25 protein-coding genes, 1 tRNA gene and 1 pseudogene are annotated in these 25,088 nt (G+C 38.2%); 5 read left to right on the forward strand and 22 right to left on the reverse strand.

Annotated elements, in window-relative coordinates:
* From PQG54_RS11000 to PQG54_RS11045, 10 genes and pseudogenes are all read right to left on the reverse strand, one after another.
* Positions 1–693, reverse strand: a 693-nt coding sequence (locus PQG54_RS11000) for a hypothetical protein (protein WP_271807724.1), incomplete at its 3' end; no start/stop codon positions are given.
* Positions 694–742: 49 nt separating this feature from the next.
* Positions 743–834: transfer RNA gene (locus PQG54_RS11005), tRNA-Ser, on the reverse strand.
* Between the two features lie 195 nt (positions 835–1,029).
* Positions 1,030–1,350 (reverse strand): annotated as a pseudogene (locus PQG54_RS11010) (CPCC family cysteine-rich protein).
* 3 nt (positions 1,351–1,353) lie between these two features.
* Entirely contained in the window at positions 1,354–2,805 is a 1,452-nt protein-coding gene (gene gatB, locus PQG54_RS11015) for an Asp-tRNA(Asn)/Glu-tRNA(Gln) amidotransferase subunit GatB (RefSeq protein WP_271790599.1), read from the reverse strand.
* Entirely contained in the window at positions 2,802–4,283 is a 1,482-nt protein-coding gene (gene gatA / locus PQG54_RS11020; RefSeq protein ID WP_271790600.1) for an Asp-tRNA(Asn)/Glu-tRNA(Gln) amidotransferase subunit GatA, read from the reverse strand. Before gatA ends, gatB begins: the two co-directional genes overlap by 4 nt.
* Positions 4,283–4,591 (reverse strand): Asp-tRNA(Asn)/Glu-tRNA(Gln) amidotransferase subunit GatC, encoded by a 309-nt coding sequence (gene gatC / locus PQG54_RS11025; RefSeq protein ID WP_271790601.1) that lies wholly within the window; start codon positions 4,589–4,591, stop codon positions 4,283–4,285. Before gatC ends, gatA begins: the two co-directional genes overlap by 1 nt.
* A gap of 543 nt (positions 4,592–5,134) precedes the next feature.
* Positions 5,135–6,247: a glycosyltransferase family 2 protein gene (locus PQG54_RS11030; protein ID WP_271790602.1), complete on the reverse strand. Its 1,113-nt coding sequence runs from the start codon at positions 6,245–6,247 to the stop codon at positions 5,135–5,137.
* Positions 6,248–6,823: 576 nt separating this feature from the next.
* Positions 6,824–6,955: a hypothetical protein gene (locus PQG54_RS11035; RefSeq protein WP_271790603.1), complete on the reverse strand. Its 132-nt coding sequence runs from the start codon at positions 6,953–6,955 to the stop codon at positions 6,824–6,826.
* 6 nt (positions 6,956–6,961) lie between these two features.
* The gene (locus PQG54_RS11040) at positions 6,962–7,165 is read right to left on the reverse strand and encodes a hypothetical protein (RefSeq protein ID WP_271790604.1); all 204 of its coding nucleotides are present in this window, start codon (positions 7,163–7,165) and stop codon (positions 6,962–6,964) included.
* 162 nt (positions 7,166–7,327) lie between these two features.
* Positions 7,328–8,071: a tetratricopeptide repeat protein gene (locus PQG54_RS11045; RefSeq protein ID WP_271790605.1), complete on the reverse strand. Its 744-nt coding sequence runs from the start codon at positions 8,069–8,071 to the stop codon at positions 7,328–7,330.
* 176 nt (positions 8,072–8,247) lie between these two features.
* Between PQG54_RS11045 and PQG54_RS11050 the strand changes: the two genes are divergently transcribed.
* Positions 8,248–8,763: a GNAT family N-acetyltransferase gene (locus PQG54_RS11050; RefSeq protein WP_271790606.1), complete on the forward strand. Its 516-nt coding sequence runs from the start codon at positions 8,248–8,250 to the stop codon at positions 8,761–8,763.
* A gap of 5 nt (positions 8,764–8,768) precedes the next feature.
* Here the strand turns inward: PQG54_RS11050 and PQG54_RS11055 are convergent, their stop codons facing one another.
* The 4 genes from PQG54_RS11055 to PQG54_RS11070 are packed head-to-tail and all read right to left on the reverse strand — an operon-like array spanning position 8,769 to position 12,762.
* Positions 8,769–10,196 (reverse strand): aminotransferase-like domain-containing protein, encoded by a 1,428-nt coding sequence (locus PQG54_RS11055; protein ID WP_271790607.1) that lies wholly within the window; start codon positions 10,194–10,196, stop codon positions 8,769–8,771.
* Between the two features lie 52 nt (positions 10,197–10,248).
* Entirely contained in the window at positions 10,249–10,404 is a 156-nt protein-coding gene (locus PQG54_RS11060; RefSeq protein WP_271790608.1) for a hypothetical protein, read from the reverse strand.
* Complete coding sequence (gene cydB / locus PQG54_RS11065) at positions 10,385–11,389, reverse strand: cytochrome d ubiquinol oxidase subunit II (protein WP_271790609.1); 1,005 nt, start codon at positions 11,387–11,389, stop codon at positions 10,385–10,387. The genes PQG54_RS11060 and cydB overlap by 20 nt, the downstream gene beginning before the upstream one ends.
* On the reverse strand, positions 11,386–12,762 hold the full coding sequence (locus tag PQG54_RS11070) for a cytochrome ubiquinol oxidase subunit I (RefSeq protein WP_271790610.1): 1,377 nt from the start codon (positions 12,760–12,762) through the stop codon (positions 11,386–11,388). Before PQG54_RS11070 ends, cydB begins: the two co-directional genes overlap by 4 nt.
* Before the next feature lie 293 nt (positions 12,763–13,055).
* Between PQG54_RS11070 and PQG54_RS11075 the strand changes: the two genes are divergently transcribed.
* The gene (locus PQG54_RS11075; RefSeq protein WP_271790611.1) at positions 13,056–13,379 is read left to right on the forward strand and encodes a YnfA family protein; all 324 of its coding nucleotides are present in this window, start codon (positions 13,056–13,058) and stop codon (positions 13,377–13,379) included.
* A gap of 6 nt (positions 13,380–13,385) precedes the next feature.
* Here the strand turns inward: PQG54_RS11075 and PQG54_RS11080 are convergent, their stop codons facing one another.
* Positions 13,386–15,005, reverse strand: coding sequence for an NAD(P)/FAD-dependent oxidoreductase (locus PQG54_RS11080; protein ID WP_271790612.1), 1,620 nt, complete (start codon positions 15,003–15,005; stop codon positions 13,386–13,388).
* A gap of 196 nt (positions 15,006–15,201) precedes the next feature.
* Here PQG54_RS11080 and PQG54_RS11085 point away from each other — a divergent pair, with 196 nt between their 5' ends.
* The 3 genes from PQG54_RS11085 to PQG54_RS11095 all read left to right on the forward strand — a co-directional run bounded on the left by PQG54_RS11085 (position 15,202) and on the right by PQG54_RS11095 (position 17,821).
* Positions 15,202–16,197: a cation diffusion facilitator family transporter gene (locus tag PQG54_RS11085; RefSeq protein ID WP_271790613.1), complete on the forward strand. Its 996-nt coding sequence runs from the start codon at positions 15,202–15,204 to the stop codon at positions 16,195–16,197.
* 30 nt (positions 16,198–16,227) lie between these two features.
* Positions 16,228–17,127 (forward strand): cation diffusion facilitator family transporter, encoded by a 900-nt coding sequence (locus PQG54_RS11090; protein WP_271790614.1) that lies wholly within the window; start codon positions 16,228–16,230, stop codon positions 17,125–17,127.
* A 118-nt stretch (positions 17,128–17,245) separates the two neighbouring features.
* Positions 17,246–17,821 (forward strand): NYN domain-containing protein, encoded by a 576-nt coding sequence (locus tag PQG54_RS11095; protein ID WP_271790615.1) that lies wholly within the window; start codon positions 17,246–17,248, stop codon positions 17,819–17,821.
* Between the two features lie 26 nt (positions 17,822–17,847).
* Here the strand turns inward: PQG54_RS11095 and PQG54_RS11100 are convergent, their stop codons facing one another.
* The 7 genes from PQG54_RS11100 to PQG54_RS11130 all read right to left on the reverse strand — a co-directional run bounded on the left by PQG54_RS11100 (position 17,848) and on the right by PQG54_RS11130 (position 25,070).
* Positions 17,848–18,909 carry a WD40 repeat domain-containing protein gene (locus PQG54_RS11100; protein WP_271790616.1) on the reverse strand — a complete coding sequence of 354 codons (1,062 nt, stop codon included), beginning with the start codon at positions 18,907–18,909 and terminating at the stop codon, positions 17,848–17,850.
* A gap of 18 nt (positions 18,910–18,927) precedes the next feature.
* The gene (locus PQG54_RS11105) at positions 18,928–19,974 is read right to left on the reverse strand and encodes a CobW family GTP-binding protein (protein ID WP_271790617.1); all 1,047 of its coding nucleotides are present in this window, start codon (positions 19,972–19,974) and stop codon (positions 18,928–18,930) included.
* Positions 19,967–21,277 carry an O-antigen ligase family protein gene (locus PQG54_RS11110; RefSeq protein ID WP_271790618.1) on the reverse strand — a complete coding sequence of 437 codons (1,311 nt, stop codon included), beginning with the start codon at positions 21,275–21,277 and terminating at the stop codon, positions 19,967–19,969. The genes PQG54_RS11105 and PQG54_RS11110 overlap by 8 nt, the downstream gene beginning before the upstream one ends.
* Positions 21,278–21,396: 119 nt before the next feature.
* Positions 21,397–22,506, reverse strand: a complete 1,110-nt coding sequence (locus PQG54_RS11115; RefSeq protein WP_271790619.1) for a glycosyltransferase family 4 protein — start codon at positions 22,504–22,506, stop codon at positions 21,397–21,399.
* Positions 22,507–22,549: 43 nt separating this feature from the next.
* Positions 22,550–23,620 carry a taurine ABC transporter substrate-binding protein gene (locus tag PQG54_RS11120; RefSeq protein ID WP_271790620.1) on the reverse strand — a complete coding sequence of 357 codons (1,071 nt, stop codon included), beginning with the start codon at positions 23,618–23,620 and terminating at the stop codon, positions 22,550–22,552.
* Positions 23,621–23,683: 63 nt separating this feature from the next.
* A complete protein-coding gene (mnmA, locus tag PQG54_RS11125) occupies positions 23,684–24,751 on the reverse strand; it encodes a tRNA 2-thiouridine(34) synthase MnmA (protein ID WP_271790621.1) in 1,068 nt (355 codons plus the stop codon).
* A gap of 4 nt (positions 24,752–24,755) precedes the next feature.
* On the reverse strand, positions 24,756–25,070 hold the full coding sequence (locus PQG54_RS11130) for a ferredoxin family 2Fe-2S iron-sulfur cluster binding protein (RefSeq protein WP_271790622.1): 315 nt from the start codon (positions 25,068–25,070) through the stop codon (positions 24,756–24,758).
* Positions 25,071–25,088 lie beyond the last annotated feature (18 nt).

Genomic DNA, 25,088 nt, shown 5'->3' on the forward strand with positions numbered 1-25,088 from the left:
AGGCGTTAAGGATAAATCATAATCATTATAATATTTTGCTTGACCGACAATCATAGAAATATTTTTAATTACTATCGTATTTTCTAAAGGAACATAATCTTTATATCCTAGTCCTCTAAAAAATATATAATTCCAAGAGAAATTAAACGCTACAGTAACTTTTTTAACTCCATCCACAAAAATACTAGCTATGTTGTTCTTACAAGAAATTGCCAGTGTATGCCATCTGTCTTTTTGAATATCATCAATCAGAGTTGTTTCTGTATCTGCTGCATAATCTTTATACGTAAATTTAGAGTTGCTATTCGCTGCAATACCGATACTAAACAGACCAAACTTACCTATAATTGATCTACGTGAGGAAGTCGCAGTATTATCATAGATAGAGTTATATTTAAAATAACATTCAAAAGTAAAAATATCTAAAGCTAAAGCAGTGGTCATTAATCCAGTGCCTTTGCATAAACCATCTTCATTGAATGCAGCCATATTGTTTGAACTATCATTCATATATACAGGAATGATCGTATTCAATGAATCTAAATTACTATATGGTTTTAATAAAATACCTTGTTCTAATTGCTTATTTTCTAAAGCATTATTTATTAAAGTGTAATATCCTTCGAATTCTGTAAAATCTGTTGGAACCATTTGAAAATTTAATAAAGATGGTAGTTTACTTGAAATGCCCAAGTTTTATGTCATACCTTGTCCACATATGGCAAGATAATGTATGGATATATGGCGGAGGGGATGGGATTCGAACCCACGGTACGACTTTCATCGTACAACGGTTTAGCAAACCGCCGCCTTCAGCCTCTCGGCCACCCCTCCGCAAGAAGAGTTGCTTAGTAACACGGCGTTTGCTCTGATATGGTTCTAATGGTTTATTAAGGAACTGTCAATTTCCTTTTTTGATTTTTTAAAAATAATTTTTCTAAATCATTGATCGGCTATAAACAAAAAAAATAGGTTCTATCATTAAGAAAACCTAATCATCTTTATTGACACTAGCCATTTAATATTATTTTAAATAGGGTATTCTATCTGATCTGGTGCTCGAACATTTTTTATAAATCTTTGTTCGCTTGCACCGAATTCTTTAAAGTTTAACCGTGCTTGATGAAGCGTTATACTGTTCGCTCCACCATCTGCATCGGGCTGATTGTTTTATATAGGATCATCTTCCCAAAAGCAGACTGGGCAAATATCAAAATCTCCGTTACTGGGTTCAGCTCTAGTTAAAAAGCCACAACAAACACACGGATATGCCATTGCCTTCAATCCCAATACCCTATTGAGTCTCTTAATACACTTGAATAAAACAGATATTAAGAGACTCTCAATCATTCTTTAAGATAATTGTTTTTTCAAAAGATCATTGACGATCGCAGGATTGGCTTTGCCTTGCATTTCCTTCATCACTTGCCCAACAAAGAAGCCGAATAATTTATCTTTACCCGATTTATATTGTGCAATTTTATCAGGATTAGCAGCCAAGATTTCTGCAATCACCTTTTCAATCGCGCCTGTATCGGTCACTTGCTTTAAGCCCTTACGTTCAACGATATCGCCAGGCATGTCACCCGTTTCAACCATATCTTCAAAGACTTCTTTGGCAATTTTACCGTTAATCGTATTATCCGCAATCAAATCCAATAAAGAACCTAATGCATCGGCACTGATAGGGCTTTCATGGATGGTTAATCCTTGCTTGTTCAATACAGCAAACAACTCACCCGTGACCCAGTTTGAAGCCATACGACCATCACGGTTTTTGGCAACTTTCTCAAAGAAATTAGCAACATCTTGTTCAGCAACCAACACATTCGCATCGTAACGAGGCAATCCGTATTCAGATTGGAAACGATTACGTTTATCATCAGGTAATTCAGCCAAAGTTGATTTCAAATGATCGACATGAGATTGCTCGACAATCAAGGGCAACAAATCTGGATCTGGAAAATAACGATAATCATGCGCGTTTTCTTTGCTGCGCATCGTACGAGTTTCCCCACGAGCAACATCGAATAAACGCGTTTCTTGATCAACTTCGCCACCATTTTCATAGATCTCGATATGGCGTTTGGCTTCGATCTCGATTGCCTGCATCACATAACGAATAGAGTTAATATTTTTTAACTCACAACGCGTGCGATAGTCTTCACCAGGTTTACGCACAGACACATTCACGTCTGCACGCATAGAGCCCTCTTCCATATTTCCATCACACGTGCCAAGATAACGCACAATCGCACGGATTTTACGAAGATAAGCACCTGCTTCTTCTGGCGAACGCATATCAGGTTCACTGACGATTTCCATCAATGCCACACCTGAACGGTTTAAATCCACAACCGTGTCCTTAGGTGTTAAATCATGGATTGATTTCCCTGCATCTTGTTCCAAATGCAAACGGGTAATCCCAATATTTTTAACCGAACCATCTTCTAGTTCAATTTCAATGCTGCCTTCACCAACAATGGGGAACTCGAACTGAGAAATCTGATAGCCTTGAGGCAAATCCGCATAGAAGTAATTCTTACGGTCAAAACGACTCATCAGATTAATTTTAGCATTTAACCCAAGTCCTGTACGAATAGCTTGATCCACACATTCACGGTTTAAAACAGGCAACATTCCAGGAAAAGCTGCATCCACAAGGCTGACATGAGTATTGGGATCAGCACCAAAATGTGCAGAAGCACCAGAAAATAACTTAGCTTTACTGATAACTTGAGCGTGGACTTCTAACCCAATCACTACTTCCCAAGCACCCGTTGAACCTTCAATCATATAACTCATAGGGAACCTCCAGCGCGAAGAGTGGGTTTGTGGGTAAAGTTAGCTGCTTTTTCCATCGCAGAACCAACGGCAAAAAGAGTTTCTTCACCAAAAGGGCGACCTAATAATTGTAATCCCAAAGGCAATCCTTGGCTGCTTAATCCCGCAGGAAGTGCCAAACCAGGAACCCCAGCCATACTGGCAGGAACCGTAAAGATATCATTCAAATACATTTGCACTGGATCTTCTTGATTTTCACCTTTGGCAAAAGCTGCGGTTGGGGCGGTTGGGGTTAACAACACATCCACTTTGTCAAACACATTCATGAAATCTTGATTAATCAATTTACGCACTTTTTGCGCACGCAAGTAGTAAGCATCATAATATCCCGCAGAAAGCACATAGGTTCCCATCAAAATACGACGTTTAACTTCATCACCAAAACCCGCACCACGAGTATTAGCATAAAGCTCATCAAGGCTGGCACCGTCTACACGACGACCATAACGAACTCCATCATATCGAGCAAGGTTTGAAGAAGCCTCAGCTGGGGCAATGATATAATAGGTTGCTAACCCATGTTTTGTATGTGGTAAGGATACATCAACAATTTCACAACCAGCCTCTTTCAGCCAATTAATCCCTTGTTGCCAAACAGCTTCAATTTCAGGGGATAAACCAGGCACACGATATTCCATTGGAATACCGACTTTCATGCCCTTCAAAGAGCGATTACAAGCTGCACGATAATCAGGAACCTCTTTATCCACAGAGGTGCTGTCTTTTGGATCAAAGCCAGCCATTGATTGCAACATAATCGCACAATCTTCAACAGATTTCCCCATTGGACCTGCTTGATCCAAGGAACTGGCATAAGCAATAATGCCCCAACGGCTGCAACGACCATAAGTTGGTTTAATCCCCGTGATCCCACAATAAGCCGCAGGTTGACGAATAGACCCGCCGGTATCTGTTCCAGTCGCACCCATTGCCATTTGTGCAGCCACCGCAGCAGCAGAACCACCAGAAGAACCACCAGGCACAAGGAATGTATCTTCACCTTGACGTTTCCATGGATTTTCCACCGCACCAAACGCAGAGTTCAAATTGCCAGAACCCATCGCAAATTCATCAAGATTCACTTTGCCCAAAAATACCGCACCATCACGCAATAAATTAGCCGTTACGGTGCTTTCATAAGGAGGCACAAAATTTTCCAAAATACGGCTGGCAGCGGTGGTTTTAACGCCTTTGGTACAAAATAAATCTTTGATTGCCAACGGAATCCCCGTTAATGCAGGCGCATCTCCAGCAGCCAATTTTTGATCTGCGGCTTTGGCTTGTTCAATCGCAGCATCCGCAGTCACCGTAATATAAGCATTAATACGATCATTCAGCTTATTAATCGCATTTACATGTGCTTTGGTTAATTCTTCGGCACTAAATTTCTTTTGACGCAATCCATCGACTGCCTCTGTAATTTTCATTCCCGTTAACATTATTCAACCACCTTTGGCACAGCATAAAAATCAGCAATCCGTTCAGGAGCATTGGAAAGAACATCTTCTTTACAGTCCCCATCCGTCACCACATCTTCGCGCAAGCGTAATTGCGCAATTTCCGTGCCAACCATCGGCTGCACATCGGTAATATCAACCCCGTTTAATTGTTCCATCCAATTGATAATACCACCAAGATCAGCAGCATAGATTGCCAATTCATCCTCTTTGACCGCCAAAGAAGAAAGCTTAGCAACACGTTGGACAATTTTTTTATCCAATATTTTATCCGTCAATTCAGCCCCCATCGTTTCAATAGTGCTTTAGTTTGTAAATTCGATTATTACTTTTATTCTATACCATAATATGAGATCAAAGAAATAAGAGGTTTTGTCTTTTTTACAAAGAAAATAGAATACAACTTATTCAATTATGTGTTTTCACAAAAGATGAATGCCAAAATAATGTAACTTCTTCCTCTTTCCTGATCGGCAAGAATACAAAATGACAAAGACAGGGCTGAATAAAAAACCAGCAAAGACCAAAAACTTACATTACGACCTTTACGTTCAGCAATACGATATGATTCCTTGTATCCAAAAGAACACCAGCCACTTCAATCATAAAATCATGAGTTAACAATTGATTGTGGATCAACATCGATAAGACAGACAAGCCACTGAATAAAGCGGGGATGGCTTGTCCTATATCTATGATGGCAACGATATCAGATATTACAGAATTTAAAAATATTCCTCATTGACCTTAATCACTAAACCATAAATATTTTAATGTATGATTAACATTCAAAAATAATAAAATTTTTACTCTGCTATTCGATTAAAAATTAGCTACTTTAATTGAGATAGTTTTAAGTTAAAAATATACAAATCATTTGGATTTGATAAATATTCTGCAAAACTATCTCGTGCAGCTGAAATTGTTGATTGGCATGCATGAGCGATACGTTTTTCATCGACAAATCCATGTAGGCAAACATGTTGAATGGGATGAATAGCTGCCTCTTTTACATCTTGGTTCATAAATAAATAATTCGTCACATCAAAATAACCAAACAAGTAATTTTCCGTATTGTGAATATTAGGATAGCGAATAAGAATTTTTGTATCATGTGAAGGCTTTATTTCTTTATATTTACCATTAAACACCGCTTCTATATCAATAGAAAGAGATATAAATAATAAAATAGCCTCATAAAAATAAATATTTCCATGATTACGATATAACTGATAATATTCGTACTCATTCATTAAAAAATATTTAATCAAATGATCCCCTGCCCCTACGTAATTTTTTAATGCGTCTAAGTTATGAACATCGACACGATGAGCAAGTTTTTGTTTAGCCAACTCGACGGTTTCTTTGAAAGAGCGATTGTGAAAGTGCAAATAACCCAATTGGGTATTCTTACATGTCGAAGAATATTTAGAGACAGGATGATGAAAACCGCGATCCAAAGAATCAATTGTTTTACTTGCAAAAAAACATTTAGAAACACAAATTGGTGAGAAAAACCCTACTTCACCAGGAACATTCAAATATGATTCTTGCATGATAAACGCATCTTGAACACCGATCAGACTTTTAAAATAGTCATGAATTCTCTCTTTATTACAAGATGGATAGTCTTGGTGTAAAATAATAAACTCATCAATATCGATCGGTATGACAAAATCATACTCATCTCTCTGATCCCATCCTTTAATGATATTACAGATGATATCCCCTTTATTTTCAAAGTCCTCATGGGTATGATATTCATCAATCACATGACATCCAAGTTTTATATAAGAAGATAAAATCTCTTTTGTTTTTTCCTCGGTGGAGCCATTATCCAAAATATATAAATTTTCGATACCGAACAAATATGCGTAATATTTTATCCATGCGTCTAGTAAATAAGTTTCGTTTTTTTGCATGGTAATACAACGGATATTTAACATATTTGCTCGCTATCACAAGGTTTGAGTCAGATTAAAATTTATGTTAATTATAAATAAAGAAAAATAACTTGCAAAATAATAATATAATAATCCATCTTTCTTTTGAATTAACGATAACGATCATGATCTATTAAAAATTGATGCTGGAAAGACCGTTTAATATCATAACCCCAGAAAGAACCCTCCAAGAGATCAATGCTCACAAATCTTTATATCAATTAAGAAAAACAATTTTGTCGATTTCTATGTTCTATGCCTTATGATGGGTGGGGTTTATCCAGTTGGCTCTATTGATTCGAAGAAGAAAATATCAGTTGGTTTTGGTGAGATACCACCTTTGATAAGGATCCTGGTCAGTTTTATGACTTTATCACCGTCCTTGACTGGCCTTTTCCTTAGGGAGCATTAAATTATTTATTTCAAGCCTGTGGAGCCGAGGGGCTAGAAGAAGATTAATCGAAATTTTCATAAGAAGAATCGTAACCATTAAAGACAATATTGATGCTCTATGTCTCTTTTATGTTTTTTTAAAATAGTCATGAAATCTTTACATTCATCAACAATCCTAAAAAGATTTCAAGCACCACCACCATCATCTCCGAAACCCTTAGTACAATTACAAATATCCAATAATTCATATCGATCTTGTTCCGATAGAAGATTAAAACGATATTCATAATGATAGATATTTTTTGCAAAACCAAGCATTTCAGTTTAATTCTTAAGTGCAGAATAAATTATATCAATCAATCTTTGAACGACAAGCAGATAATTCCCAAGCATTAACGATATAAATAGAGTTAAACCCTCAACTGCTTTCAATTGATAATCTTCTAACCCTGCCCAATCTTTAGGTTCGCCTGCGTACAGCCATGCTGGGAAAGAGGTCAAATGAGCCTCTTGTAGTCCCCACCACAATGTTGGATAATTCTATCTTTGATGTTCTGACATAAAAAGTAATTTGTTAGGTAAATGCTCAATATTCTCAACGAACTGAAAAAATAAATTGGGACTGAACGCAGCCTCTTTTGCATTTTCTAACACAACCTGAAAATCACTTTTTTCCTCGTTACACATAGATTATAATAATTCTTTATATTCTTTACATCCATCCGCGTTATGTAAATCACACGATTGCTTAAAATAAAATTTAGCCTTTTCTTTATCGATATCGGTTCCTTTGCCTGTTTCATACATATATCCTGCATTATAAGCACCGTCCGAGTGACCATGTTTAGCAGCTGCTTTAAATAATCCAAGCGCTTTACGATAATCAACAGAACCGCCTTTTCCTTGATAATAGATCAGTGCTAAATTATATTGCGCTTCTGGTACATCCAGTTCTGCTGCCCGCTTATACCAAATGATTGCTTGTTGCATGTCGGGTTTTACCCCCATGCCTTGTTCATACATATATCCAACATTAAAATCTGCTTTGGGCATATACTGAAATGCAGCCATTTGATAATATTTCATTGCCTTCATATAATCTTGAGAGGTCGCAACCCCCTGAAAGTAAATGACACCAAGGTTAAATTGGGATTGTGCATCACCTTGATTGGCTGCTTGTTCGAAATATTGTATAGCCTTACGGTAATCTTTGGGGATTTTTTTACCCTCTAGATATAATACTCCAAGATTAAATTGCGCTTTGATATGTCCGGATAGTGCTTGTTTTTCCATATCCGTAATATCAGTCGAAGCATGTGGCAATATATCGGTCTTCGGTTTATTTGGAGAAACGATAATATTGGTTTGGGCAATGGCTATATGTATTGGAAGACATCCAAGCATTACAAATAATAACCACCATAAACACTTCATTTTTATTACCCTTTATCACTGATATCATAGAATATTTTTTTACAATATAACTCCAAAATTATAGTTTGTAACAATTTCTTTATGCTCTGAAAATATTTTATATACTTTTCCTTTATTCAACAAAATGATATAGATAATGCCGTTTTTTAACCTATTGATTTTATGAAAAAATAACGATGTATATTTATCCCGCTACGGATCGCGAATTGGACAATATTTTAGAAATTCAAGATCTTTGTTACCATGAAATTGAACCAGAATCTCCAGAAGTGATCGCTTCAAAAATATATACCAGCCCCGACACGTGTTTCATTGCCAAAGATAACCAGGGCATCAGAGGATATTTACTTTCTTTGCCTTCCTCGCTTGGGAATCCCCCCCAATTACACAGCAATACACAAACAACAGAACCCAACCCAAATTGTTTATATTTGCATGACCTGGCTATTCATCCTAATGCCAGAGGCATGGGAGTGGGGAAATTATTAATCCAACATTTTGCCAAAATTGCACTTCAAAAACAATTCGAACATGCCTCGTTAATCTCAATCCAAAATTCAGTACCATTTTGGGAAAAATATGGGTTTAAGGTTGTTTCTGCTGATTCATATTTACAGAAAAAACTTAAAACTTACGGAGAAAATGCAACATATATGGAGTGTTTCTTACCTCAGCATTACCAAATTAATTAAACTATTTACGAACCATCAGCACCTGCATTTTGTTCTAGCATTTTAATCATCTCGACAACGGTGTATAAAGCCCTTTTTATAGGTTCAGTAAGATTAAAAGAACAATTAAGCCTTATATAATTTCGAGGTAAATTATCTTGTTGAAACAAAATGCTAGGGGCGATTACAATTTTTTTATCTAGCAAATGTTGGTATAGAACGGTGCTATCAACATTTATGGGTAATTGTATCCATAAAAAATAACCTGTCGCATATAAATAAATCTTGCAACTTTTGGGTAGTATTTCTTTTAATAATTTATAATACGTATTTTTATTTTTCTGTAATTTTAGCCGTAATTGTCTCAAATGTTTTTCGTAATGATGTGTGCCGATAAAATCTACCAATGCATGCTGCATTAAATTACTGGCTGAAACAGTGCTCATCAATTGCAAATGTTGAATTGCATTGGAAAATGGTCGAGAATGCACCCACCCCACCCGAACACCTGCGCCTAATATTTTCGAGAATGATGAACAATGCAATACATAATTTTCTTTATCAAAATATTTTACTGATAAAGGTTTTTGTTTTTCGTAAAATAGCTCTTGATAAACATCATCTTCGATTAAATAGACTTTATATCGATGCAACAACTCTGCAATCACTAATTTAATTTCATTACTGACGGTAAATCCGATGGGATTATGTGCATTTAACATTAACCAACAAACTTTGATTGGATAATTTTTCAAAGCACTCTCAAACGCATTCACATCAAACCCATGCTCGGGGTGCTCGGGTATCGTGATAACATTTAAACCCAATCTTTCTGCTGCTTGCCAAGCCCCATAAAAGATTGTTTGTTGTAATAAGATAAAATCCCCAGGTTTAGTCAATGCTTGCAAAGATAAATTTAATGCATCCAATGCTCCAGAAGTAATCACAATATCTTCTGGTTGCGTCGAAATCCCATTTAAACTGTATCGACTGGCTAAGATTTGTCTGAGATGCAAAGACCCTGGTGGCATGCTGTCAGTGCTGAGCGAGCTATTGGGTAGTTTGGCATGTTGAGAAAGAATTTTCATAAAATGAGTGTTGCATAATAGTGGAACCGATGGAAAGGCCGATCCTAGTGGAATGACATGATCTTGTTGCAACCTCTTTAGATGATCGAATACCAATGAATTAATTTCAATATTGGTGTTTAATGCTACTTTGTTGGTATGTTCTGGAGATATATTTATATCCCCAGAAACGTAATATCCTGATTTTTGCTTTGTATAAATCCATCCTTTTGCTTCCAATTCTTGATATGCATTTAATACTGTCATCAAGCTATATCCGGAGCTTTGAGCCTGCGCTCTTAACGACGGTAATTTTTTATGTGCAGGCCATGACCCACTTTCGATCAAAAATTGAATATTTTTAGCAAGTTGTCTAAATTTATACATCGATCTCAACATCATAAAATACAAGTAGCACCATAATAAGAGATCTCAGACTCTAATGATAAATGCTGTTCTTGGCCATTAATAATATGACTCGAAAGAACTGTGCCACAACACCCAAAGACAACACTCCAGACAACCATAAAACAACAAACCATTGCCATTGTTTTAATTGTAAGTTTTTTGTACGATTAATGATACCCTTCATCATCTACCCCCACTTTACTTTTAAACACCCAATACGTTAATATCGTATAACCAATAATTATCGGTAGTAAAATCGCAACACCAACCAAAGCAAATAATTGGCTGCTATGGGGCGCTGCCGCCTGCCATAATGAGACAGAAGGTGGAATAATATTTGGCCATAAACTAATCAAAAAACCAGCATAAGTAATCAGCACCAAACATAGAATACATAGAAATGGTTGCTTATCACTTTGTGTCCGACATGCACGCAAAATCAACCAAGAAAATAGTAACACTAAGACAGGTACTGGTGAAAGATACATTAAATTGGGCATCTTAAACCAGCGTGATGCGATCTCTGGATGAATAAAAGGCGTATAAAAACTGACACCTGCAAAAATGACTAATAAACCAATGAGTAATTTAGGCATTAATTGATACATACTTTGTTGCAAATCATCTTTGGTTTTCATCACTAACCAAGCGCATCCCAAAGCAGCATACATCATCACAACACCCACACCGGTAAAAATGGAAAACGGTGTTAACCAATCAAGAGGACCCCCAGCATAGGCGTTATTTACCACATGTATCCCTTGGATATATGCGCCCAAAATAACCCCTTGGAAAAAACTGGTTAGGGTTGATCCCCATATAAATGCCCAATCCCAAAGATATTTACTGCGATGTGCTTTGAAACGAAATTCAAAAGCCACCCCTCGGAAAATAAGACATATTAGCATCAGAATAATCGGAATATATAAGGCTGATAAAACCGTAGCATAGACCAATGGAAAGGCCGCGTATAATCCAGCCCCTCCCAACACCATCCACGTTTCATTGCCATCCCAAACGGGGGCAACCGTATTCATCATCACATCACGATGCTTATGACTTTTGACAAAAGGAAATAAAATCCCTATTCCCAAATCAAAACCATCCAGAACAATGTAAATCAGCACACCAAGAGCGATAATACTCGCCCAAATAACTGCTAAATCTATCATAATAACTCATCCTTACTATTCAGTTTTGCAGGTGAAGCATGCAAAGGATATTCTTTGGGTCCTTGATTGATTAATTTGAAAATATAGTATATTCCGCTACCAAAGACGACCGTGTAAACAGTGACAAAAATAATTAAACTTAATCCGACTTGATCTGCGACAACTGTGTTCGAAAACCCATGTTCTGTGCGTAACATATTATAAACAACCCATGGCTGACGACCAACTTCTGTGGTTACCCAACCTGCTAATAACGCAATATATCCTGTGGGCCCCATAAATAATGCAAAATAACTGAACCATTTGCTGGTATATAATCGTTTTTTATACCTCAACCACAATGCTGTAAAAGACATCGCAATCATCAAGAAACATAGGCCAACCATCAAGCGAAAAGTCCAAAAAACAATTAAAGAATTGGGCCTATCTTGTGCTGGGAACTCTTTTAACCCTTTAACAACACCATTCCAACGATGGGTTAAAATCAAACTACCAACATAAGGGAGAGAAACAGTGTAATAATTTTTTTCCTGCTTCATATCTGGAATAGTAAATAAAATCAAAGCCATTGGATTATCTGTATTGGTTTCCCAATGTGCCTCAATAGCTGCCAATTTAGCAGGCTGATATTTTAACGTATTTAACCCTTGTGCATCCCCGAAATAAACTTGAGCACAACACGTAATTAAAACCATCCATAACGCCATGGAAAATGCTTTCATTGTCATTGGCGAGCGATGACCACGTAATAACTGCCATCCTGATGCCCCAACCACTAATAAAGAAGACACTAAAAAAGCAGCTGTTCCCATATGAAGTAATCGATGGATGAAACTTGGGTTAAAGATAATTTGCAACCAATCATGTGGAACAATAATTCCATTTTCAACAGTAAACCCTTGGGGCGTTTGCATCCAGCTGTTCGAAGATAAAATCCAAAACATCGACATACATGTTCCCAGTGCCACCATCATAGTCGCTGCAAAATGGGCTTTGGGGCCAACACGTCCCCACCCAAACAACATGATCCCAAGGAAACCTGCTTCTAAGAAGAATGCACTTAACACTTCATATGCTAACAAAGGTCCAGTAACACCCCCTGCAATACGGGCAAATTCGCTCCAGTTCGTGCCGAATTGGTACGCCATCACAATACCCGACACAACTCCCATCGCAAATGCAACAGCAAATATCTTAGACCAGTATTTAAACATATCTAAGTAAATTTTCTGTCCAGTACGCAGCCACTTCCATTCAATAATCGCCAAAAAACAGGCTAAACCAATAGAAGTCGCTGGAAATATGATATGAAACGAAACGGTAAATGCAAATTGTAACCGCGCCAATTCCAATGCTGTAAGACCAAAGAACATAATTACACCCTATACACTTTGTTAATGAAGATGCTGCACAAAGACTATCAAGAATGTAATGATGCGAATGTATAAAAAAAAGGTAAGATACAAAAAATAAAATAAAAACTATAACAAATAATAAAGAAACTGTTATATATCGATCGAAAATTAATTCTATATGGTATATCTGTTATACCATATACAAATTCATTGCCATTCAGTTACGCTTTACATCAACTTGATTATTCCTTTATAACTCATTTATAGCGGAAACTCTATTAAAAAATCAGCGCTTTTTTTTGGATAAATTAATGATATCTTTTATCTTTTATTTCTTGGCTGCTTTTGCAGAAATTGCGGGATGTTTTTCATTTTGGGCATGGGTACGTTTGGGCAAGACCCCGTTATGGATCATCCCAGGCACGTTCTCTTTGTTATTTTTCGCATGGATGTTAACTAAAGTTAATGTAGATGTTGCTGGACGTGCTTATGCGATTTATGGTGGAATTTATATTCTTTGTTCTTTGATATGGTTATGGGCGATCGAAGATACCCCACCTGATAAATGGGATATCACAGGTGCAGCAATTTGTTTAATCGGGGCAAGTATTATTCTATTCGCCCCACGTTCGTAACAAGTATTATTTACACATTAAATCCTTTGCCACAGCCTCGGCCATTTTTATTCCATCGATCGCAGCAGACATGATCCCGCCAGCATAGCCAGCCCCTTCGCCTGCAGGATACAGACCTTGTGTATTGATACTGTTACCATTTTCTTCTCTGGGAATACGAACAGGCGAAGAGGTTCTGGTTTCAACACCTGTCATCACTGCATCGGCAAAGCTAAAACCGGACAATTTACGATTAAAAGAAGGTAGAGCCTCTTTGATAGCATTCACTACAAAATTCGGTAATATATCAATCAAATTACTGGGGGTGATGCCTGGCTTATAAGAAGGAATGACTTCCCCCAATGCAGTTGTTGCTCGACCAGCAAGGAAATCTTCCACACGTTGGACAGGAGCTTTGTAATCTGATCCACCCAAGACAAAGGCTTTGCGTTCCAATGCTCTTTGAAAATCAATACCGGCCAAAGGATTATCTGGATAATCTTTTTGAGGGTCGACACTGACCACCAATGCCGCATTGGCATTGCGTTCCGCACGGGAATATTGGCTCATTCCATTGGTTACCACGCCCCCCTCTTCTGAAGCAGCGGCTACCACTGTTCCACCAGGACACATACAAAAAGAATAAACGCCACGATCATTGCCTGCATGATGCACTAATTTATAATCTGCTGCCCCCAGCTTTTCATGACCAGCCTGAGGGCCAAAGCGGACTTTATCAATCATGGATTGAGGATGTTCTATACGCACCCCAACAGAAAAAGGTTTGGCTTGAATAGCAACTCCATCTTTGTATAAAGATGCCATCATATCTCTGGCACTGTGCCCTGTCGCGAGGATCACATGACGACTGGCGATTTCAGTGCCATCCGTCAACTTGACCCCCATAATTTGACGGTCTTTATCCATCAATATTGAATCAACATGCGCACTAAATTGATAAGATCCGCCGTAAGATTCAATTTCAGCACGGATTTGTTCTACCATACTGACCAAGCGGAATGTTCCGATATGGGGCTTGGAGAGATATAAAATCTCTTCAGGCGCACCCGCTTTGACAAATTCCGTTAAAACTTTATATCCATAATGATTCGGATCACTGATTTGCGTATATAATTTTCCATCAGAGAATGTTCCAGCCCCACCCTCGCCGTATTGCACGTTACTTTCTGGATTAAAATTCGTTTTACGCCAAAACGCAAAAGTATCCACTGTGCGTTCCCGAACCGCTTTACCACGTTCCAAAATCAATGGGCGTAGTCCCATTTGTGCTAATAAAAGCCCAGCCATAAATCCACAGGGCCCAGCCCCAATCACAATCGGTCGCTGATAGGAAGACTGGCTGGATAATTGTTCACCATCAGCACGATCAACAACAAATTGATACTTCACTTCGGGTGCTTTTTGAATATGTTTATCTTGCGTGTGAACATTCAAACAATCCGTATCATTCTCGACAGTGCAATCAATCGTATAGACCAATAAAATATGACCCCGTCTGCGTGCATCATAACCACGACGAACAATGTGGTAATCAATAATATGGGTTGCAAGGCGTTCGTGGAGTGCATTTTTTAAATCTGCATCACTGTGATTAAGAGGAAGTTTAAGTTCTGTAATTCGGATCATCGGCTTTATAACTGTGAAAAATATTAATAAAATAGTTAAGCAAGTTTATTTCAGGATATACCTTATAAATAGCATAGAAAACTATTTATATTTATCACCAAAATGAGTATATAATATGAAAATTAAATACATATTTATATATCCTTCTTATTTTATCAATTAAAATCCCACCCTCATCCCCAAAGGATCGCCTGTCATGTCCGATCATTCCACTCATCATCATGAACATGACCATTCACATGACGACCATCATGGATGCGATGGTCACTCCCATACACATTCGCATTCGCATGCACATGGACATCACCATGTTCCAAAATCTTTTGGCACTGCTTTTGCGGTCGGTATTACGTTAAACCTGATTTACGTGATCGCCGAAGCAGCATGGGGGTTTTGGGGTAACTCTTTGGCATTATTAGCCGATGCTGGACATAATCTTTCGGATATTCTTGCGTTGGCATGTGCTTGGATTGCCGCAATTCTGGGGCAAAAAAAACCAACTGATAACTTCACTTATGGATATCGCAGGACTTCTATTCTCGCATCCCTGACCAATGCTGTGATTTTGTTGATCGTCACAGGTGGTATTATCTTAGAAGCCATCGAACGTATTTTTCACCCCGCACCTGTTGCTGGATGGACAGTCATTATTGTGGCAGCAATTGGTGTGGTGGTCAATGGCGTAACCGCCATGATGTTTGCCTCTGGACACAAAGAAGATCTGAATATTAAAGGCGCATTTTTACACATGGCTTATGATGCGTTGCTTTCTTTGGGGGTTGTCATTACAGGGATTATTATTCTCTTTACCAACTTTAACCTATTGGATCCAATTATCAGCCTTGTTGTTTCAATTGTTATTATTATGGGAACTTGGTCTTTACTTAAGGATTCTGTGACTTTGGCGGTGGATGGCGTGCCTACCAATATCAATCGCAAAAATGTCGAACAATATTTACGTGCATTGCCCAGTATCGTTGATTTACATGACTTGCATATATGGGCAATGAGCACCACAGAAACAGCGTTGACCGTTCATTTGGTCAGTAATGTTGACCATCGTTTAGATGATTTCCTATCTGTTACTTCTCAGCAGTTAAAAGATCAGTTTAAAATTGGACATACAACCATTCAAATTGAATTACAGCATGAAGCCGAGATTTGTCTTTTAGCGCACGCTGAAACCGTATGATATTTCAACATAACAATAGAAATTACCTCTATGATTGTCAAAGTGATCCAAGATAAAAAAATACTGTTTAGTATTGGCAGCATTTTTATCAGTATCCTCGTATTTACTCTAAAATACATAGCTTGGTATACTACAAACAGTGTTGCGTTCTATTCGGACATGCTGGAAACATTGATTAATGTTGCAGCTGCCATCTTGGGATGTGTTGCGTTAATTTTTGCATCTCGCCCTGCCGATCAGCAACACCCTTATGGTCATCATAAAGCAGAATATATTTCCGCAGCCATCGAAGGTTTACTCGTATTAACCACGGCGGCATTAATTTTATATGAATCAGTCGAAGCTTGGCAGCATCCTAAACTGCCCACAGCACCTTTTATTGGGATATTATTCAATGGTTCTGCGGGTATCGTCAATTTATTTTGGTGTATTATTCTGATCAAAGTCGGTAGAAAATATTGTTCTCCTGCGTTGATTGCTGGTGGAGAGCATATTTTATCGGACGTTTGGACAACAGTGGGGCTAATTTGTGGCTTCATTTTAATCCCACTGTTTCAATGGTCTTTGCTGGATGCGATCTTAGGCTTTTGTATTGCTATTAATGTTCTACGCGTGGGATTACACGTGATTGTTGACTCTTTTAACGGGTTAATGGATCAAGCACCGCCAAAGCAAGTCACAGAACATATTTACGAAATCATCAAAGCAAATGCCACCGAAGCATTAGAGTTCCATATGGTTCGCTTTCGCCAAGTCGGTGCAATGACGTTCATTGATTTTCATTTGGTTGTTCCTGGCACAATGAATGTTTACAAAGCCCATGAAATATGTGACAAAATTGAAATGGCTCTGAGAAAAGCAGTTGGTTTGATTTCCGTTAATATTCATGTTGAACCTGAAAACGAAGCAAAAATAACGATTCCAAAATAACCAAAAATTAACGTTTCGATAAATTTATATTTTTTTTGATTTTTTCCAATTAAAATATATATTTTTTAACAGAATTCGCATAGTATACGGGCATTACTGAATTAAATTGGTTATAAATATGCAAATTCCTTCTCGTTGTGCAATTCTTCTTGACGCTGGGTATATTGAATATATTACACGGCAAGAATTTCCTAATTTACAAATTAACTACGAAAAGTTAGTGAAAGAAATCACTTCGGACCATTCTTTATTCAGAACTTTTTACTATAATTGTCTGCCCAGCTTGGATTTTTCAACAGCTGAAGACGATAGAAACCTTTATGAAGGAAAAATGAATTTCTTCGAGGCGCTGAAATTCCTTCCTCATTTCGAAGTAAGGCTTGGTTTCTTGTCTAAATATGAAGATCAAGAGGGTAATTCGCTCAGCTTTCATCAAAAACGCGTCGATATCTTGATGGTTGTTGATATGATGCAACTTGCTTTGACGAAACAGATTGACCACTTAATTATTGCCACAGGGGATGGTGACTTGATCCCTGCAATCCAGGCGGTTAAGCAATCAGGTATTCTTGTTACCTTATGGCATGGGTCTTTTCGTGGAAAAGCCGCCCCAAACAGAGAGCTTTTCCAAATTTGTGATGAACGATATGAATTAGGAAAAATTATTCATAAAATACAAAAACAAGGTCGATAATTTGCTCGAAAACCATCAGAAGTTACCTATGCTGATGCTGCCAAATCGACCAATCCAATAATGCCTTTTTCAGTACCAAAGCACAAGATATCACCTGAATTGTTAAAGTTCAAAGCAGTAATTGCGCCAAATGCTTTGTCTTGCCCCAAGCTGATTGGCAATACTTTTTCCCCATCTGGGCTGATTAATAGAACACTGCCATCAATAAACCCTGCGGCCAGCAAATCCCCATAAACAGGATGAAACCGCACAATCGTGCAATATCCACCAGGAATACCAGGCAATTCAACAGGTGGTTTGCCCATCGGCCCCCCATCAAAAAAAGGCCACATCACCACTGCTTCAGCACCACTGGTTGCCAACCACTTACCTTCTTTAGAGAAATTAAGTGATTGTACTTTCACTGGATACCCACTCATGCGCATATTATGACCATCAGAAACACGCCACCCATGTAGATCGTGGTCTTGCATAGAGGTTACAATCGCCTCTTCCTGTGGATGCAATGCAACAACCAAGTGGCTGCCTTTCCAAGTAAACTCTTTAACCTTGGTATTGTCTTTCAAAGACCATAAAGTAGCACCATTATAATAAGAAGTTACCAACTTTTGACCATCTTGGTTAAACACCAAATCACTGACGGTTGATTCATGTTCTATAATGGTTTTCGGTTCATCAAAATGATCTTGATAAATATGAACCTCTTTCCCGACTGTAAAAGCAACCATTATGCCAACATTGGTTTCATCAAACCAAGTGACCATACGCTCTGCCCATCGTTTGGTTTTTAGCAATAATTCAGGCTCTTTTCCTGGAATAGTGCGTAAAATTTTATTATCGTCGCCCGCAGTAATAAAGCCAGAGGGCGTCATATCTTGTGATAGACATAATATTCCCCCTTCATGAGGCTGTAATTTTTGCCAATTGTTAGGTTGTTGCAAGTCTTTACGAGCAACCAACCATAAATCCCCATCCGCAGTCGCAAAAGCAATATATTGACCGTCTTGAGAATGAACACAGCCAATGATATTGCCTTCAACCTCTTTAAATTGTCCTCGGCTGTCAATTAATTGAAGTGGTGCTTGCATGTTTGTTCCTATCTTCTCTTACTGAGCAATACAGCTTTTAAAGCCATCGCGAAGTTTGTTTTCATCTAAATGGCGACCGATGAAGACCAACCTAGAACATCTTTTTTCATTTTCTTTCCAAGGGCGAATAAAATCCCCATCAGCCATCATGTGGACGGCTTGAAACGCAAAACATTCTTTGGAATCAGAGAAATTTAATATTCCTTTAGTACGTAACAACTCGACACCAAATTGTTGCAAAACAGAACCTATCCAAAGGTCAAAGCGTTTTGAATCTAAAGGTTTATCTTCCAATAAAGAAATGCTAGTCACGCCATCCCCATGATGATGATGTGCATCATGGTCATGGTCATGCTTATGATCGTGATCGTGATCGTGATCGTGATCGTGATCGTGATCGTGATCGTGATGATTATCCAAGAAATCTGGTGCGAGTTCCAAGGCTTTTTTTAGATCAAACCCACCACGATTTAAAATTTTATCTAATGCAATTTGACCTTTTTGCGTATGGTATAAAGCCACATAAGGATTAATCGCTTTAACCCATTGCTCGACTGTTTTTAAGGTCTTTTCATCCACAAGATCAGTTTTGTTCAGCAAAATCACATCAGCAAATGCGATTTGATTGACCGCTTCTTTGCTATCATCCAAGGTTTGCGTCACATGTTGAGCATCAACCACAGCAATCACCGCGTCCAGTCTGGTTTTTTGCTTTACATCTTCATCGACAAAAAAAGTCTGTGCCACAGGCGCAGGATCAGCCAGACCCGTCGTTTCCACAATAATCCCATCAAATTTCGTGCGGCGTTTCATCAATGTGCCTAAAATACGCACCAAATCCCCACGGATCGTACAACAAACACAGCCATTATTCATTTCAAAGATTTCTTCGTCTGCATCAACGACCAAATCATTATCAATGCCCAATTCACCATATTCATTCACAATCACCGCATATTTCTTACCGTGTTGTTGCGTTAAAATATGATTTAACAAAGTCGTTTTACCTGCACCCAAATATCCTGTCAGAACCGTCACTGGCACTGTATCTTTAATTTCAGACATCTCTACTCTCTCTTTCTTTGATTGTTGTTTGATAATCCCAACTATATGCTAGACCCATGCCCAGTAATAAGAAAAACCATCCCCCCAAAGGCATATTAAAAAAGCTGCTCGTCGAGGATAAAGGCCATTCATGAATAAAAACTGCTGCAAATAATCCCACACACCATGCTTTTTGAATGGCTTGATTTTTGGTTGTTACTGTGATTGTTAATCCTTTTGTCAGCTCAATCAATAAACTGCAAATCGTTAAAATAAATAATAGTAATCCAGGAATACCCGCATCAATAAAAATCTGTAAATAATGATTATGAGGATGCGTTAAACAAATAATTGCTCCCCCACCATTTCCAGAGCTTGGATCCCAAAATGGCCAGCCATGAAAATAAATTGGATTACCACAAGCATGCTTGAACGCATCATACCCTAACCCTGCCCACGGATTCATAATCCCCATAACGAATGCTCTGACATACACTAACCCATAAGGGCTGGATGAAAAATGGGACATTTGGTCTATGAAATGCGTTACCAAATGATTAAAACTTTCAGGAGAGGTAAAAGCAGTCACAAGTATCAACATAGGAATTGCAACCAGCGCTGCCAATGCGACAACGCGCAGATATTTTAACCAAATCGTTGCGATTGCTAAACCAAATACAAATAAAACAAAAGGCATTCTTTGTCCTGCCAAGACCATCATTCCAATCACAAATAGCAAGCATAATAATGTATAAATTTGACCTTTAGGTTTTTTATATTCCCATAATAAATAAGCACAACCAGCCAAAGTAACCGGTAATAAAATACGTGATAATGGTGCAGCAGCCCGAGGATGTTCATAAGGACCCGTCAAAGTTCCATCAAGATAACGTGGCATCCCTAAAATATTATACCCGATAATGAGCTGAGCTAGCATATTAAGTAAAATGTAAACGGTACAAAATATAATCACATAAGCCAACCATCTGCGATATTTTACTTCTCTTAACACCCATTGTTGAAGAGCAATAATAAAAAACAAGAAGCGCACAATACCTATCGCTTGAAAGAAGCTGCCATTTGTTGCATAGCCTGAAAATGAACCAAAAGGGATGGTGCAAATCAACAACCATCCCCACCAAGCAAACATCAGCATTACCCAAGTTTGTTTCGTCCACTCCCATTCTTTGTTAATCAAACAATTCAATATAAAACAAATAGCTACATAACTGATTAATCCATCTGCGATCCCTCTGAAATGCGTCAAAAAGAGTGGCAAAATAAGCGTTGCACCAATTGAAGTATATTGAAAAAAATCTGACATTTTTTTACTTGTAACCATATAAAAACTGCACCACTCAACATATAAATGCTAATAACGATTCCATATAACCCAGCATAATGCCGTATTCTATAATAATCGCAGCGTAAAAAAAACTTTTATTAATAATGCTCAACGGTTAAAGCAGAGCATATTCTTTTTCTGAATGCGACCAATCTTTGAAATGCATCTTGTTTATTATACACAGAGGCTTGTTGTATCGCTTTTACTGATAACTCTTGTCGTAATTGCATATTTTTAAGTAATTTAGATAATAATAGCACCGCATGTTCGGGCTTTTTAGGATCTATCAACAACCCACCCTGCCCCACGATTTGAGGCAATGCCCCCACGAAGGACGCCAACAAAGGAGTTCCACATGCCATTGCCTCCAAAGCCGTCATACCAAAAGGTTCAGACCATCGGCTGGGCATAATAACCACCGAGGCATGCGCCATCTTTTGCAATACTTGATCGTAGGGCAAGTATCCCGTCATATGGATCTGTTTTGACTTAATTTGATGTTTCAATTGCTGAATAAAAGGCGTTTCAGGACTATTCATATCAAAACGATCCGCACCGATAATTTCCACTGTCCATGTTGGATCTATTTGCAAAAACTGTTCACATATCTGCACAAATAAATCCGCCCCCTTATCTGCAACCACACGACCAACGAATAAAATTTTTTTTTCTCGCTCTGGAATTGGAACATATTCAGGAATTTCTTGAAGATCGATATTATTGGGCAATATAGTAATATTACCCACAACTTGACGCGATAAGAAACGTTCTTTCACCCATTGAGATACCGCAACAACATGCACTTTACGCAATATTCTTTTGCGTTCTATACTAGTCTTTAGTCCCCTCATCGACAATGGATCGTTATGCAATGTCAGGGTTACGGGTATTTTTGGAAATCTTTGAGCAATAAACAAAGCTATTTCAGGACGATTATGAATTTCAATCAAACAAGGGCGATATTTTCTAACCACACTAGCCACACCATAACGATATGCTTTGTTTTTTATAAAGATTGAAAACCAGTTTTTAGAAATCTCTAAATAACGCAACCCTGGGAATGGTAAGCTGGTCAGCGCCCTACCGACGATTAAATCATTAGGTTGTGCTAAACGACGCACCAGCAACCCAACCGCACCAACACAATCAGCCGAAAATCCTTCTTTAGGAGGCAGCACTGTCATTATCCTTGATGTTTTATCCATCATGACAGAACGTTCTCCTTCTTAATGATTAATAGAATGTAAATAACTATTTGATCTTTGCGTCATCAACAAAACTTGGATAAATGTAAATCAAATAATCTGATAAAACATTATTCATCACATTTAAACTACGTAAAAATAAAGCAACATTTCCTAGATATACAGGTAAACGACGCTCGAATATCAAAGATTGCTCTCTTTGTCCTATATAAAGATTGCCTTTTAATAAGGTCAATGTTTCTTCTGGAGAAATTTTTAATAATTTCGAAACATCTACAACATCTTTAGACTGCGGCGTTAATTGGTCTTTTCGTTGGTTAAATCCTTTAATCATACTTAACGTTGTATTGACAAAAGGTTCAACACTATAAGGCTTTTCAGCAATCTTATTATCCATTGTCACCCAAAAAACATAGGTGGGATTTCCCCAATCCGCAAGCTGTTGCGATGTTACCAATACATGTCCATCTTTTTGGAAATGTAGCAACGTAATCCCATCAACATAAGCCCCGTCTATATCCCCTTTTTTCCAAGCATCTTCGATTTTATCAGCAGGCATATTAATTAACTGAACTTGATGAAAGTCAATTTTCCAATGTTCTAATGCTTTTAACAAACTATAATGAGCAGAAGTAAGAAAAGGCACAGCAATCTTTTTTCCAACCAAAAATTCTGGTTTATCAATATGGCTTTGGTTACGCAAAACCAATCCACTACCTGTGCCATATTGCGAACTAATGGCAATAATGCGTACTTGTAGACCCGCTGTCACCGCAGAGGTCAAGGCAATTAATCCAACAGGGGCAAAATCAATTTTTTCAATCGCCAAATCGTGAAGCATTTGGAAATCATCATCATATTGTTTCCAATAAATCCGCTCCCCTAATGCTTTGCGATAAGCACCATTGACTTGTGCAATTTTTGCTAAGTCAACTTGATTAGTCCACCCAATACTAATCGCAGCATGAGCGGTCTGATCAAAGATACAACAAATAGATACCACTAATAACGCAAGAACACACAAAATATAAGATTTTATATGGGTCAAAGATGATTTTAAAAACAACTGCGGTATCCTAATATGTAACGATTCATTGCTAATACCCAAAGAAGCCATCTCTCAGGCATCCTCTGTAATACAACAGCAACTTATAGAAGAAAAGAAAAATATTATTTGATATTATGCCAAAGTAATAAACCCACCGCCCAAAACTCGAGAGCCCTGATAAAAGACACATGCTTGGCCAGGGGCAGGATTACCCACTTCATCTAATTCAACTTGCACCCGTTGGTCTGGTAATATTCTTATAGTCGCAGAACGTTCTTGTTCGCGCGCACGAATTTGAACATTGCAACGCATTTCCTGTTCGGGTATAGGCATCAACCAATTTAAATCACGCAAATAAAATTGCTTACGACCCGCATCTTGTTTTGGACCAATAACAATCCGTCTGGTCTGAGAATCAATACGCAATACCATTTGCTTGTCGCCTTGACGCATTGCAAGATTCCCCAGGCGTTTGGTTTGCCCTACTGTGTAATGGGCGATCCCTTCATGCTGTCCCAGAACTTCGCCTGTTTCATTCACAATCTCTCCTTTTTCCAATCCTTCAGGAGATAGTTTTTCAACGATCTGAATATAAGACTTATCCGTAACAAAACAAATATCTTGGCTATCGGATTTTTGTGCAACCGTTAATCCAAAACGTTCAGCCTCTTGACGAACAATATCTTTGTTCGGCATTGCACCCAAAGGGAAACGTAAAAATTCCAATTGTTCAGAGGTTGTCGCAAATAAAAACCAAGATTGATCGCGGCTCATATCCACAGGACGATGAAGTTCCGCCCCATTGGCACCTTCTATCCGACGCACATAATGTCCAGTTGCCATTGCATCTGCGCCTAATTCCCGAGCCATATTCAACAGGTCAGTAAATTTAACCCCTTGATTACACTCGATACAAGGAACTGGCGTTTCCCCCCGTGTATAAGATTGTGCAAAGCGATCTATCACCGTTTGGTGAAAACGATCTTCAGCATCAATCACATAATGAGGAATTCCGAGTTGATCAGAAACTCTGCGGGCGTCACGAATATCTTGTCCTGCACAACATGATCCTTTTTTCACCACACCACGTGCATCATACAACTGTAATGTAGCCCCAAAAACATCATGTCCTTGCTCTTTTAACAAAGCCGCAGTGACAGAACTGTCAACACCGCCAGACATGGCAACCATAATACGCATTATTCTATGACAATCTTGGTAAACGAACAACGAGACCGTCTAATTCTTCGGTCATAATAATTTGACATCCAAGGCGAGAGGTTTTTTCCAACCCAAATGCCATATCCAACATATCTTCTTCTTCCTCCGCTGCAGTTTTCAGCTTATCCCACCATTCAGCATTAACCACAACGTGACAAGTTGCACAAGCCAAAGAACCTTCGCAAGCACCTTCTAGATCAATATCATTTTTATGAGCAATCTCCAAAACAGACAATCCAACAGGCGCATCAACTTCACGTTCTGTGCCGTCACGTTCAATAAATGTCATACGAGGCATTTTTAACTTCCTTTAAAT

The sequence above is a fragment of the Commensalibacter communis genome (genome assembly GCF_947179015.1).
Classification (GTDB): Bacteria; Pseudomonadota; Alphaproteobacteria; order Acetobacterales; family Acetobacteraceae; genus Commensalibacter; species Commensalibacter communis.